Source organism: Brevibacillus sp. FW306-2-1A-C05A (assembly GCF_058781555.1).
In genome coordinates this window covers 1-12,390 of sequence record NZ_JBYSWV010000005.1, presented here as the reverse complement: position 1 = coordinate 12,390, position 12,390 = coordinate 1, and the positions used below count along the sequence as shown (strand labels likewise).

13 protein-coding genes and 1 pseudogene are annotated in these 12,390 nt (G+C 51.9%); 1 reads left to right on the top strand and 13 read right to left on the bottom strand.

Features of this window, described 5'->3' with window-relative positions; translation table 11 throughout:
* Positions 1 to 69: 69 nt before the first annotated feature.
* The 8 genes from clpX to racE form a co-directional block, all read right to left on the bottom strand.
* Positions 70 to 1,335, bottom strand: a complete 1,266-nt coding sequence (gene clpX, locus AC3WJN_RS06025) for an ATP-dependent protease ATP-binding subunit ClpX (RefSeq protein WP_005826543.1) — start codon at positions 1,333 to 1,335, stop codon at positions 70 to 72.
* Between the two features lie 20 nt (positions 1,336 to 1,355).
* A complete protein-coding gene (gene clpP, locus AC3WJN_RS06020; protein ID WP_005826544.1) occupies positions 1,356 to 1,937 on the bottom strand; it encodes an ATP-dependent Clp endopeptidase proteolytic subunit ClpP in 582 nt (193 codons plus the stop codon).
* A gap of 169 nt (positions 1,938 to 2,106) precedes the next feature.
* A complete protein-coding gene (gene tig / locus AC3WJN_RS06015) occupies positions 2,107 to 3,399 on the bottom strand; it encodes a trigger factor (protein WP_005826545.1) in 1,293 nt (430 codons plus the stop codon).
* Positions 3,400 to 3,541: 142 nt separating this feature from the next.
* Positions 3,542 to 4,066 (bottom strand): metallophosphoesterase family protein, encoded by a 525-nt coding sequence (locus AC3WJN_RS06010; RefSeq protein ID WP_005826546.1) that lies wholly within the window; start codon positions 4,064 to 4,066, stop codon positions 3,542 to 3,544.
* A gap of 45 nt (positions 4,067 to 4,111) precedes the next feature.
* The gene (locus tag AC3WJN_RS06005) at positions 4,112 to 4,705 is read right to left on the bottom strand and encodes an XTP/dITP diphosphatase (protein WP_005826547.1); all 594 of its coding nucleotides are present in this window, start codon (positions 4,703 to 4,705) and stop codon (positions 4,112 to 4,114) included.
* Positions 4,698 to 5,459 (bottom strand): ribonuclease PH, encoded by a 762-nt coding sequence (gene rph, locus AC3WJN_RS06000; RefSeq protein ID WP_007782491.1) that lies wholly within the window; start codon positions 5,457 to 5,459, stop codon positions 4,698 to 4,700. Before rph ends, AC3WJN_RS06005 begins: the two co-directional genes overlap by 8 nt.
* Before the next feature lie 212 nt (positions 5,460 to 5,671).
* The gene (locus AC3WJN_RS05995) at positions 5,672 to 6,724 is read right to left on the bottom strand and encodes a GerMN domain-containing protein (protein ID WP_007782493.1); all 1,053 of its coding nucleotides are present in this window, start codon (positions 6,722 to 6,724) and stop codon (positions 5,672 to 5,674) included.
* Between the two features lie 103 nt (positions 6,725 to 6,827).
* Positions 6,828 to 7,640, bottom strand: coding sequence for a glutamate racemase (racE, locus tag AC3WJN_RS05990; protein ID WP_007782495.1), 813 nt, complete (start codon positions 7,638 to 7,640; stop codon positions 6,828 to 6,830).
* A gap of 169 nt (positions 7,641 to 7,809) precedes the next feature.
* Here racE and AC3WJN_RS05985 point away from each other — a divergent pair, with 169 nt between their 5' ends.
* Complete coding sequence (locus tag AC3WJN_RS05985; protein WP_005826554.1) at positions 7,810 to 8,877, top strand: superoxide dismutase; 1,068 nt, start codon at positions 7,810 to 7,812, stop codon at positions 8,875 to 8,877.
* Positions 8,878 to 8,954: 77 nt separating this feature from the next.
* Here the strand turns inward: AC3WJN_RS05985 and AC3WJN_RS05980 are convergent, their stop codons facing one another.
* From AC3WJN_RS05980 to AC3WJN_RS05960, 5 genes and pseudogenes are all read right to left on the bottom strand, one after another.
* Complete coding sequence (locus AC3WJN_RS05980; protein ID WP_007782499.1) at positions 8,955 to 10,013, bottom strand: peptidylprolyl isomerase; 1,059 nt, start codon at positions 10,011 to 10,013, stop codon at positions 8,955 to 8,957.
* Positions 10,014 to 10,136: 123 nt separating this feature from the next.
* Positions 10,137 to 10,520 (bottom strand): hypothetical protein, encoded by a 384-nt coding sequence (locus AC3WJN_RS05975; protein ID WP_005826558.1) that lies wholly within the window; start codon positions 10,518 to 10,520, stop codon positions 10,137 to 10,139.
* A gap of 10 nt (positions 10,521 to 10,530) precedes the next feature.
* Positions 10,531 to 10,755 carry a hypothetical protein gene (locus AC3WJN_RS05970; RefSeq protein WP_129552222.1) on the bottom strand — a complete coding sequence of 75 codons (225 nt, stop codon included), beginning with the start codon at positions 10,753 to 10,755 and terminating at the stop codon, positions 10,531 to 10,533.
* 364 nt (positions 10,756 to 11,119) lie between these two features.
* Positions 11,120 to 11,624 (bottom strand): annotated as a pseudogene (locus tag AC3WJN_RS05965) (RHS repeat-associated core domain-containing protein); the annotation flags it as partial.
* A 161-nt stretch (positions 11,625 to 11,785) separates the two neighbouring features.
* Positions 11,786 to 12,190: a hypothetical protein gene (locus AC3WJN_RS05960; RefSeq protein WP_005837297.1), complete on the bottom strand. Its 405-nt coding sequence runs from the start codon at positions 12,188 to 12,190 to the stop codon at positions 11,786 to 11,788.
* Positions 12,191 to 12,390 lie beyond the last annotated feature (200 nt).

The window sequence follows — 12,390 nt, the reverse complement described above, 5'->3', positions numbered from 1 at the left end:
AAGGTAGCAACGTCTCTTGAAAAAACAAAAACCACCCCGCAAAAGCGGGATGGTTCGCTCAAACAACGATTATGCAGTTTCGCCGTGCAACTCGCGGCCTTCTTTGGTCATAAGGCGCGGCTTCACTTTGTCGCGCACCGTTTCTTCCGTGATGACGCACTTGGTCACGTCCTCGCGGGAAGGCAGCTCATACATCATGTCGAGCATGATCTGCTCGATGATGGCACGCAGTCCGCGCGCACCGGTATTGCGCTTGATCGCCTCTTTGGCAATTTGCAGGAGGGCGCCGGCATCAAACTCCAGCTCGACGCCGTCCAGGCTGAGCAGTTTTTGATACTGCTTCACCAGCGAGTTTTTCGGCTCGGTCAAGATGCGCACGAGCGTCTCCTCGTCCAGCGGCTCCAATGTAGCCAGAACTGGCAAACGGCCGACGAACTCTGGGATCAGGCCGAATTTCAGCAAGTCTTCCGGCAGGATGTACTTGAGGTACTCGCCTGCTTTCAGATCGCCTTTGACACCATCGGCAAAATCAGCGCCGAAGCCGATTACCTTTTTGCCCAGACGACGCTTGATGATTTGCTCTACCCCATCGAATGCACCGCCACAGATGAACAAAATGTTCGACGTGTCGATCTGGATAAATTCCTGATGCGGATGCTTGCGTCCGCCTTGCGGTGGAACGCTGGCAACCGTGCCCTCCAAAATTTTCAGGAGAGCCTGCTGCACGCCTTCGCCGGAAACGTCGCGCGTAATCGAAGGGTTTTCCGACTTGCGTGCGACTTTATCAATTTCATCGATGTAGATGATGCCTTTTTCGGCTTTTTCCACATCGTAGTCAGCAGCCTGGATCAGCTTGAGCAAAATGTTTTCCACGTCTTCGCCCACGTAGCCGGCCTCCGTCAGAGAGGTGGCGTCCGCGATCGCAAACGGCACGTTCAAGATGCGCGCCAGCGTTTGCGCGAGCAACGTTTTCCCGCTACCTGTCGGCCCGATCAGCAGAATGTTGGACTTTTGCAGCTCCACATCCTCGATCTTCGCCCCGGAGTTAATCCGCTTGTAGTGGTTGTACACCGCTACAGACAGCGATTTTTTCGCCAAGTCCTGGCCGATGACATAGTCGTCCAAGATTTTGCGGATTTCCACAGGCTTCGGAATTTCTTTCATGTCGATTTCTTCTTCCGTGCCCAGCTCTTCCTGCACAATTTCGTTGCACAGTTCGATACACTCGTCACAAATGTAAACGCCAGGACCGGCTACCAGCTTGCGCACCTGTTCCTGGGACTTGCCGCAGAAGGAGCACTTCAGTTGGCCTTTGTCGTCGTTAAACTTAAACATGCGCTTCACCTCACAACGGGTCAGTTTTTGCGTTCGATAATCGTGTCAATCAATCCATAGGCCTTGGCTTCTTCTGCACTCATGAAGTTGTCGCGATCGGTATCCAGCTCGACCCGCTCATACGGTTGACCTGTACGCTCGGACAAAATCTGGTTCAGTTGGCGCTTCGTTTTCAGAATCCATTCCGCGTGAATACGGATGTCCTCTGCCTGTCCACGCACGCCTCCGAGTGGCTGATGAATCATCACTTCGCTGTTTGGCAAAGCAAAGCGCTTGCCTTTGGCGCCAGCAGCGAGGAGAAACGCTCCCATGCTGGCAGCCATGCCCACGCAAATCGTGGACACATCCGGCTTGATGTACTGCATCGTGTCGTAGATAGCCATACCTGCTGTTACAGAACCGCCTGGAGAGTTTATGTATAGCGAAATGTCTTTTTCCGGATCTTCCGCCTGCAAAAAGAGCAGTTGGGCCACTACCAGATTGGCAACTTCATCGTCAATCTCCGTGCCGAGCAGAATAATCCGGTCTTTCAAGAGGCGCGAGTAAATATCGTAGGAGCGCTCGCCTCTGCTTGTTTGCTCGATGACCATTGGGATCAGCATTATGTATCTTTCCTCCTTTGCGGTAAAAGGGGTCGCCCTTTAGTTGAGAAGGATTTTACCAAAAAGTCGATGGTGGAAAAACAAGGCACGAGTGCATCGTGCCTTGTAGTTGGTACAGCCAGTGGCCAAGAGAGCCTGACCACTGGCCAATCATGCGTTCTTCCTAAGCTTATGCGCTTACTTTGCTTTGTGCAACCAGGAAATCGACTGTTTTGCGAATTTGCACGTCGCGGTACAGTGCCAGCATGTTGTCTTGGGCAGTGAAGATTTTGCGCAGCTCGTCAGCAGGACGGCCGTAAACGCCAGCCAGCTTGTTCAGCTCTTCGGTTACATCTTCTTCTGTCGCTTCGATTTTTTCCGCTTTGCCGATTGCTTCCAGTGTCAAAGATGTGCGCACGCGGGAGGTCGCATCTGCACGCAGTTGGTCGCGCAGTTGGCTTTCGTCCATACCGGAGAACTGGTAGTACAGCTCCAGTGTCATGCCTTGGTATTGGAGGCGTTGGCCGAACTCGTTCACCATTTGGTCCAGCTCGTGCTCAACCATCACAGCCGGCAGATCGATTTCCGCGTTTTCCGCTGCTTTCAGAACCAGTTGTTCGCGAACATACTGTTCTTTTTCTTGCGCAGCTTTTTCTTCGAGTTTTTTCTTGGTGTCAGCTTTCAGCTCTTCCAGCGTGTCGAACTCGCTCACGTCTTTTGCGAACTCGTCGTCCAGCACTGGCAGGTTTTTGCGCTTCAGGCTGTTCAATTTCACTTTGAATACCGCTTCTTTGCCAGCGAGGTTAGGAGAATGGTACTCTTCCGGGAAGGTTACCTTGATTTCTTTTTCATCGCCGATAGCAAGACCTACGAGTTGCTCTTCAAAGCCAGCGATGAAAGTGCCGGAACCCAGTTCCAGAGAGTAGTCTTCTGCTTTTCCGCCTTCGAATGCAACACCGTCTTGGAAACCTTCGAAATCAATGACAACGATGTCGCCTTCTTGGGCAGCGCCTTCTTCTACTGCTACCAGTTCAGCGTGACGCTCTTGCATGCGCTTCAGTTCAGCATCCACGGTCTCGTCAGTCACAGTGAAGTCTTTTTCTTCGATGGTCAGACCTTTGTAGTCGCCGAGCTTCACTTCTGGCTTCACGGTTACAGTAGCTTTGAAGATCAGGTTTTTCCCTTTTTCCATTTGCTCTACGTCTACTTCTGGACGATCTACCGGCTCGATGCCAGTTTCACGAACAGCTTGTCCGTAAGCGGCTGGAAGCAGAATATCGAGCGCGTCTTGGTACAGAGACTCCACACCAAAACGGGATTCGAACATTTTGCGCGGTACTTTTCCTTTGCGGAATCCTGGAACCTGAACCTTTTGCACAACTTTTTTAAACGCTTGATCCAATGCTGCGTCTACTTGCGAAGCATCTACTTCAACCGTCAGGACTCCCTGGTTATTCTCTACCTTTTCCCAATTTGCTGCCACGTAAACTTCCCCTCCTAAATCGAATCAACAGAACATCGCCAGCCGCGCCATGGTATCTTCGCAGGCTCGGATGATAATATTCTAGCCATTATAACCATTCTAGTATAGCATAAATCTTTTATTTGACAAGATGCCACTCGATTCAACGCCGAATCGAATAGCTTCCGCCCAAATCACGCACCACGTTGCCCTGGTAGTCGTAAAAGGTGACGGCCACCTGAACCGTTTTTGGCGTGACGCCCGTCTCCTCGATGATCGCGTAGGTCGGCACGTCAAAGCCTCTCGGCAACTGCAGGCTGCCCGGATTCAAAAACAGAATATCCCGCTCCACGCCACAGGCCGGAACGTGCGAGTGACCGAAGACGACCACGTTTGCGCCGACTTCCTCGGCCCGGTAATGCAGGCGAAGGAGCGAGCTTTTGACTCCGAACAGGTGCCCGTGCGTTTGCAGGATGTGCAGGTCCCGCCAGTTGGTCTGCTGCTCGACAGGAACCTCAGAAGTCGCATCACAGTTGCCTCGCACAAGCGTCATCCGGGAAAACGGCTCGCGCTTGTGGTCGACGCAAAAATCGCCGCAATGCAAAATTTTGTCGACCGAATGTCGGTCTGCCACCTGAGCAACTTCGCGGACAAGACCGTGGCTGTCACTTACGACGAGAATGCCCATCGCGCCTCACTCTCCCGTGTTCTCTTCTGTCAGGCTGTGCGCCCGCTATTTCAGCACTTCCAAGAGCTTCTGCATCGCTTTGGCCCGGTGACTGATCTGGTTCTTTTCCTCCGGCAAAAGCTCCGCCATCCTTTTTTCCAGCTCGGGAATGTAGAAGACGGGGTCGTAGCCGAAGCCGTTTGTTCCTTTTGGCTCGCGAGCGATCAGCCCTTCACAGGCGCCTGTCGCGATAATCGGCTCCTCGCCCGGAACGACCAGCGCCAGCGTGCAGCGAAAACGCGCGGTGCGCTGCTCCATCGGCACGTCTTCTAGCTCGTGCAGCAGCTTGCGCCAGTTTTGTTCGTCTGTCGCTTCTTCCCCGGCGTATCGGGCGGAGTAGACGCCCGGGCGTCCGTCCAGCGCGTCCACCTCCAGCCCGGAGTCGTCGCCAAGAGCCGGCAGTTGCAAGTATGTAGAGATTTCGATTGCCTTTTTCAGCGCATTGGCTTCAAACGTGTCCCCGTCCTCCACCACTTCCGGCACGCCCTCGTACTGCGCAAGGCTGATGCCTTCCCAGCCGTAATCGGCAAACAGTCGGTTGAACTCTTTCACTTTTCCCTGGTTGCGTGTCGCCAGGACGACTTTTTTTCGATCAGACATGGCTTTCCTCCGCTACGTTTTCGGCAAACGTCAGGGGAACATCAGAGAGCGCCTGCTTCTGGCTCTGGATCAGATTGCCGATCCCGATTTTCGCAAGCGCGATCATCTCCTGCAACTGCTCCGGGGAAAACGGCGCGTCCTCGCCGGTGCCTTGCAGCTCGACGAACTTGCCTTTGCCTGTCATGACGACATTCATGTCCACCGTCGCTGTCGAGTCTTCTTTGTAGTTCAAATCCAGCACGGTCTCTTCGCCGATCACCCCAACAGAGGTCGCCGCCAGAAAATCGTTCAGCGGCAGTTGCTTCCAGACGCCGCTCTCCACCAGCTTTTGCATCGCGTCGACCATCGCCACATACGCGCCCGTGATGGAAGCGGTGCGCGTACCGCCGTCCGCCTGAATCACGTCGCAATCCAGCCAGATCGTGCGTTCTCCCATCGCCTCCAGATGCACCACCGAACGCAGCGCGCGGCCGATCAGACGCTGAATTTCCATCGTCCGTCCTCCGACCTTGCCTTTGGAAGACTCACGCGCGTTGCGGGTCGCTGTCGCGCGGGGAAGCATGGAGTACTCGGCTGTGATCCAGCCCTTCCCGCCGCCACGCATGAAAGGCGGTACCCGATCCTCCAGAGTTGCCGTACAAATTACCTTGGTGTCTCCGACTTCGATCAGGCACGATCCTTCTGCGTGTTTAATGTAATTGCGCGTAATCGTTACTGGGCGCAACTGGTCATGGGCACGGCCATCCACTCTCATTCCAAGTTCCTCCTAAATCGCTTTGATACACTCCGCTCATTATACCAGAGGCAGGAAACGATCTGCCACTGCCCAAACGACTCTGCCTTATTTACAGCAATTGCAAATATTCGGTTGACTCTTTTTTGGCGGTAAAGGGGCGCGAAAAAATGTTTGGAAAAGAAAAAACCACGCTCGCAACATTCGGGCGTGGGTAGGCAGGCTTGACGGAATTAAAACGCGATCGGATTGAGCTGCAACGGACGGCTCACAGGCTTCGTAAACTCGCCGCTGGCAAGCGGTTTGCCCTCGACGAGAAGCTGCACCTGCTTGGCTCCCGTCGAGTCCGTCAAGGAAAGCACGAGGGATTGCAGCGCCTCCGGGCTTGCTTCCTTGCCGTCGTCGTACTTGAGAATGTCGCTGCTCAGGTTGACGGTAATCAGGTCTTTCTCCTGTTTTACGTCCAGCACGCGGGTCGTCCGCAGCAGGGAGCTGAACAGTTGCGAGCCTTGCTTCGGCCCTTTGATAAGCTCCTCCACGGTCGCCTTGGCGATGTCCGCTGTCTCCGGAACGAGCCGGGTGACCGGAACGTAGTACGTGCGCTTGTCATCCAGTTGCCCCTGGAAATAAACCGTGACCGCTGACGTATTGCCCGGTGTCGCTCCGTCCGCCAGCTCCAGATTGACCCCGTGGTTGCGGTCCAACTGCGTAATCGGCGTGCTGGCGGCCGGCATCTCGGTAAGCGGTGTTCCGTTCACCCAGATTTGCACCGTCTTGACGTTGGAAAACTCGGTCAGCGCCCGCGTCACTGCGTCGAGAATTTTTTTCTCGTCTTTTTCCTCATACGTTTTGAACTCTTTGGAAAAGTCCACCGTCGCCACGCCGTCTTTGATAACCAATCCTTTCACTTCCGTCCCTGCCGGCAGCACGGCTGAAAAGCCTCCCTGCAGCATGCTCTCAACAGGCCCGCCCTTGACCATGTAGCTCAACACTTGCTTGGCAGGACCTTCTGATTTCGGAAGCGTCAGCGACACCGGTACGACGTAGCCGTTTGCGTCGAGCAGATAGACGGTCTTGTCACTTGTCTGTTGGACCGCTTGCTCGCTGCCTTGGACGGCGACATCGGGTGAAACTGTACCGTTTGGCTGATCGGCTGAAACCTGTGACTGTGGCGGTGCGTCGATGCTGCTCGTTTCCGATTCCGGGCCAAACAGACCGCAGCCCGACAAAAGCACGGCGCTTACCCCCAGAACGGCCGTCATTTTGCCTATGTGTCCCATCTTCATTTCCCCAGCCTCCTCCAGACACTTTGTACTACCATGTATACGAGCAGGGCTTGGGTTTATGCGTTGAAAGTTTGTCTGGCAAAAAGGACAGCCAGCCGCGTTTTTACGGCTGTACCGATTTTTCCAGGGAGTGATGCAGGACGTTCACCTTGCTGGCCAGCCACTCTTCGGCGATCGTCCGGAAGCGCTCAGCGTCTCCGCTCGTGACGAACAGATGCTGGCCCGGCTCTTGCTGTCCGCGACCAGCCAACGGAGCGATCTGGACGGACAACTCGCGCGCTGTTTCCTCGGCGGAGCTGATTAACCGGACGCCCTCTCCCATGACCTCCTGGATCACGGGCGCCAAGAGCGGATAGTGGGTACAGCCGAGAATCAAAGTGTCCAGATTCTCCGCGAGCAAAGGCGCCAATGCTTCTTTTACGATCATGCGCGCCTGGTCCGAGTTCGCCTGATGATTTTCCACCAGCGGCACGAACGCCGGACAAGCCTTGCCCACCACATACAAATCCGGCTCGGCACGCAAGAGGGCACGTTCGTATGCTTTCGTGCGAATCGTCATCTCGGTTCCGATCACGCCAACCCGTCCATTTTTGGTCACCGAAACGGCTGCACGCGCTCCCGGCTCGATCACCCCGATCACCGGCAGCGGCAAATAAGCCATCGCTTCCTCCAGGACGACCGCTGTTGCCGTATTGCAGGCAATCACCAGCGCCTTGAGCGGCGTATTCATGACGTAATCAATCATTTGAAAGCTGTATGTCCGAATCTCTTCCGGGGACTTGGAGCCGTACGGGCACCGCGCGTTGTCTCCTACGTAGATGATCGTTTCTTCGGGTAGCTGACGCATGACTTCTTTGGCTACGGTCAATCCTCCCACTCCTGAATCAATGACGGCAATCGCTCCATCTCTACTCATGCAAATGTGTCTCCCCTGTTGTAATGAATATAGTACAGCATACCACTCAAACATTTGTGCTACTACCATATGCCGAGTTTAATTTTCTTGTACTCCGCGAATGTCGCACCTTCTCTGGGCTGCGTTCATAATCTGAAAATGAGATGCGCCCAAGTGAGGAGGAATTTTTTTGGAAGAGAAAACCAAGCAATTGCTGGATTGGAGTCAGTGGGGCTGCCAATGGATCGATCATTTGCGGAGACAAAAAACACTGAACCGGGAGCTGGAGCGGCATCTGCACAAATTTGAAGAATCTTTTACCAAAATAGGAAGACAGGCTACGCGGATGGATAAGACCGAAGCAATAGAGTTGCTCCCGGCGCTCATCGCGCGGGCAGAGCAAGTACAGGAGCAGTTCCACCATTTTTTGCGGCTGGCCCAGCTTACGGAGGATGAACGGTTCGACGAGCCGACAATGGCGCACGAGGAGCTTTTGGAAACGGAAGCGGTTCAAGGAGCACAGGAGGCGCTCGCAGTCACACCCGTGCAGATGAACCAGGCCGCCATCCCCGCCCCTGCTGCCTACCAGGCCGTGCGAGACACCGCACGCGAGCCGGTTCGCGTCGCACGCCCCGTCGCCCCTGGCCGTCATACGCTTCCTCCGCTGCCGTACGCGCCGAACGCCCTTGAGCCGTATATCGACGAGCAGACGATGCGCATTCATCACGAGAAGCTGCACCAGAAGTACGTAGACGATCTGAATACGGCGGAGCGAAAGCTGGTCGAAGCCCGCCAAAGCGGCAACTACGACTTGATTCGCCACTGGGAGCGCGAGCTGGCTTTTAACGGAGCTGGCCATTATTTGCATACGATTTTCTGGCCGTCCATGAGCCCGCACGGAGGCGGCACGCCAACAGGCGATCTGGCTGAAGCGATTCAGCGGTACTTCGGGTCTTTTGACGCATTCAAGCAGCAGTTTTCCCAGGCAGCCGGAAAAGTGGAAGGCCCCGGCTGGGCGATCCTCGTCTGGTCACCGCGCGCCCAGCACCTGGAAATCTTGACGGCGGAAAAGCATCAAAACCTGGCGCAGTGGGATACGGTCCCGCTGCTCGTGCTGGACGTCTGGGAGCACGCCTATTTTCTCCAGTATCAAAACCAGCGGGACAAATACGTGGAAAACTGGTGGAACATCGTCCATTGGCCCTACGTGCAGGAGCGCTTCCAGCAGGCGCGGAAACTGCGCTGGGAACCGTTTTGAGCTGCTTTTTTTCGCAAAAAGCCCCCTGTTCTCCCAAAAGCATCGGGCTGAAAGGGGGTACCTGGTTTCTGTTGCGTTTACGGATTGTAAATGACAAACTCGATCTTCTGCACCTTCACCGGATTGTTCAGCGGCCTTGCCGTCTCATCCGTTTTTTGCGCGGCAATCTTGTCGACGACTTCCATCCCTTCAAACACATGCCCAAATACCGTGTGGCGGTTGTCCAGGTAGGCCCGTCCGCCTATTTCCTTGTACTTGGCTTCTGCATTCAGTGGGAGCGCGGATAGATCGAGGTACTCCTGATCTACCTTGGGACTTTGTACGATATAAAAATGTGTGCTGTTCGTATTGGGTCCCGCGTTGCCCATGCTGAGCGCTCCGCGGAAATTGAACAGGTCGCGGTTAAACTCGTCTTCAAAATCTTGGCCGTATATGCTCGGCAGCTCCTTGCCATCCGGCCCTGTCAGTTCGCCTGCCTGAATCATGAAATCGTTGATGACCCGGTGAAAAATCATGTCGTTGTAGGCGCCTTTTTTGGCCAGCGTCTTAAAGTTTTCCACCGCTTTCGGAGCCTTGTCCGGAAACAGCCTGAGCTTGATGACCCCCGCATCTGTGGTTATCACGCCTATTTCTTCTCCTTTTTGCGGCTTTTCGAGCTGGATCAGCCTCACATCGGACACATCGATCCCGGAATCTTGCCAGATGACGCCCCATGCCTGCCAGGCGGCCCCGTCCATACTGCCGCGTTTAACGAGGCCGATCCAATCTGTTTTTTCGATCGCTTTGTTGTCTGCCGTATAGCCGACATATTTGAACTTCACGATGGCGCGGTAATTGTTGTAGGCATCTTCCTTTGTCACCGTGTACAGCTTCTCCGGCACAGCCTCGACGACCTGAACGGACTTGAACAGCGCCAACCCTTTTACATAGTCTTGCATCGCAAAATGGTTCAACGAGTCTTTGGCCAGCAGCTTCTCCAGCTCAGCCGGATTCGCCCGATGCTTCACCAGCGCCTGGGCAAAATCTGCTACCTCCTGCTTGTCCCCACTGTGCGGGCGAAATTGGTGGGACTGGACTTCGGAGCGGTAATCGTGAGTGGCGCTTGCTGATACTTGCTGGACGACACATAATGCCAAAGAATCTTCTATTCTGTTAATTGTTCCACAAAATCAATATTGTTCGCGCTGCATATAGAGGAAAAAAGAAGCCCCAGACAAGTAGTTGGTTACTCGTTTGGGGCTTTCGAGTTATATATAGTTCTATATTTTCATTTCCAACAATTTACTAATCGCTTTAAATAAGACGTTTTCTACTGTGCCTCCTTTTGCTTTCACTAGAATATTTTTATCCTCATCAAAGACTTCGATTCTGTATAATAAACCTTCATAATTATGACTTAAAATATACTTAAATTCGTTTCTCTCAAGCCATAACATTAAGTCATAGATGTTTGGAAGCCATAAGCCATTTTTATAAACTTCTTCGGGTGATAACAATATTTCATCGGGAATAATTCTCCCACCTACACACCACTCATCATCGTTAAGCTTGTAAATATCAAATGGTGCAATTTCATCCACATAGTATGTTCTCTTAAAGCCTAATGATATTAATTTTTTTGCATCTTTTTCTCCCAAATACATATCTTAACACCTACTGAATTTTTAGTTTTAATCCCACAGGGCCTTTATGCTTTGAATCAAGAGGAATAAAATTTCCATACGGATCAGCATCTCTATACCAATTTAATTCTTTACCTGATCTTTTAAATACTTTAAATGCTGAACCTCCATCACCCTGTAAATCCTTTGCCCACCAAAGGCCATTGGAATCCTCATAAACATTGATAGGCTTCCCTTTATAATTAGCCTTTACCATATCTTAGTAATATCCCATAATGTTGTTTTATTGGCTGTAGGTTTCTGATAACTTGCTTTATTAAATTCATTACCCGTCCCGTTTGCAACATTTTTACCTGGATTTCTAATTGTCCCTACTGCTGCCCCCGCACCAGCAACACCCAATCCCAAATCAGGAGCATCCCCATGATTCATGCCAACCGTATTATTAAATGTGACGATAGCTGTCGAAAGAACTTCCCTCTGATACTGCGTTGGTACATACTTTCTTACCGCATCTTCGGGTTCTATCCCCTCTTCGTATGCCCTTCGTGCCGCAACCTTTGCCCAATGCATGTATTCTTCTGCCGGTGAGGAAAAGCCACCTACTCCTCCCGTCATCTCCTGTATGTGACCACTCGGATCCACAAACTTTAACGGATTATTACTCACATACGTATATCGATTCAAACTAAGCGGATTATCCACCTGCCCCTTAACCGTATCCTCCGACACAAACCGCCCCATCTTCGGATCATAATACCGGGCACGCAGGTAGTAAAACCCACTCTCCTTGTCGTACATTTCCCCTGCATACGCAAACGGGTTCATCATCGTTTCCTTGACTTTGTCCGCAATCAAGTTGCCCCAGATGTCGTACTCATACATATTCAACACATTCCCGCTCGGACCTTTGATCTTCACGACATCTCCGTGGCTGTTGTAGTAGTACGTGCCTTCCTGGTTCGTCGTGTAGTCTTTGCGCCAGATCAGTTGGTTACCAAAGACGTTGCGAGCTTTGAGCCGTCCGTCCTGGGTCAGCTCCTCGATCACTTGCCCGTTCAAGTACACGTAGTGGGTCGTATCCGTGACGCTTCCGGTCTGCTGTTTCGTGGCCAGCAGTCTTCCACGTGACGACAATATCCAACGGCAATCTATTCATTATGTTCACCTCCCCCTAGGTACAGTTCAATTACACGAAAAAATACCCCAGACGAGTAGTGGAGAGTCTCGTTTGGGGTAATGCATTTTCCTCATTTTCTAGCCAGCTTATTCCCTATTAACCTTTATCACTTTTCTGAACGAAGTGGCTCATACATATCAGCAACAACTTTGTACGACTCAACATCAATAAGCTCAAAACTTTCACCAATAAACAGCTCTTCCCAAAGCCATAAAAAGAAATCTCGAGCATTGGGTGGGGCATCAAATGGTGGAAGTAGCGAATAAAATACTCTTTCAAAATCTATTTCTGGTTTAGTTAAATAGTAGCTGAGTGCTATTTTTGATTTTCTCTTTTCCACTTCCTCAAGATTATTAAAATGCTCAACAAGTGTTTCTCTAATGACTGCTTTATATTGTTGCTCTGTTTGTAACTCTATTTCTTTATAATGTGCTACAGCTTCATCATCATCAGCTAAACCCGTTAGTGGTCTTAAAAAAACATCCAGAAAGTGAGGGTTTACAACATTCATGTTTTTCCTCCAATCTTAATGATTATCTTAATTTAGGATACAATGTTACCAATTTCCCGTCTTTAAATACAGCCTGAACTTTAGTTGTATTAATTACGTTTCCTCCACCACGTAAATAACCTTTACAATGCTCCCATAGGCTGAGACACGGGAGCGTGATAAATAAGTTATAATGAAGCCATGGAAAAACGGAACCGATA